We start from the raw sequence: 798 nt of genomic DNA on the forward strand, positions 1-798 counted from the left end.
TACCTATATTATTATCAGAAAATTTACTTATAAACTCTTTAAATTTAGAAGTATTACTAGGAACCCTACTTTTGAATTTTTGACCATTAATTTCAACAAAATTATTCCATGGTCCTTGTTGTGTATGTGTATGATCAACATATGTTTGGGATAAAATGTTAACTTCTACACCCGGTATTTGAATCTTACTTAAGTCGTTTAAAAATTCAGTCATGTGTTGAGCAACAATACAGACTCTAAACTGTGCCTCTCGAATTATTTTACCAATAAAACCACGCACTTCAACTGGACTATTCTCAAAAAATGGAGCACTATAAAAATTAGTAACTCTATCATGCCTAACAACAAATTTGGCAGAATGATCTTTAGATAATATATTTGACACAAAGTACCTTTCTATAGGAATAGAGTTGCTAATCAATGTATCAAAAAATATCTTATTTGCAGTCTGAGTTGATTCATCATTTTTAAAAGTAAGAAGTAACTCTTCTTTTACTAAATCTCTCACTGCAAAGTTTGATGAAGAAATACTTGTATAACTTGTATAACTTGTATTATCTTTTAGCTCAAAATAAAACGACTTTATATGCAAGCTATAAGGGGCTGCGCCACGTGAAAACCTTTTAATATTAGGGCTTCGCACAAATACATGATCATATATAAATAATTTAAAATTACAATTTAGACCATTAGCTTCATCATAAACTTCTTTCGCTAGATCGTACTTACTAACTTTATATATGGAACTTTCTTTATTAGAAAAATTTATTAATGTTTTTTTAGTCTTATCATTATTAT

At 28.3% G+C, this 798-nt stretch carries 1 pseudogene; it reads right to left on the minus strand.

Annotated features, from left to right (window positions below):
• Positions 1-798, minus strand: a pseudogene (locus BCU68_RS16990) (hypothetical protein); the annotation flags it as partial.

This window comes from Vibrio sp. 10N.286.49.B3 (genome assembly GCF_002873395.1).
Taxonomy (GTDB): Bacteria; Pseudomonadota; Gammaproteobacteria; order Enterobacterales; family Vibrionaceae; genus Vibrio.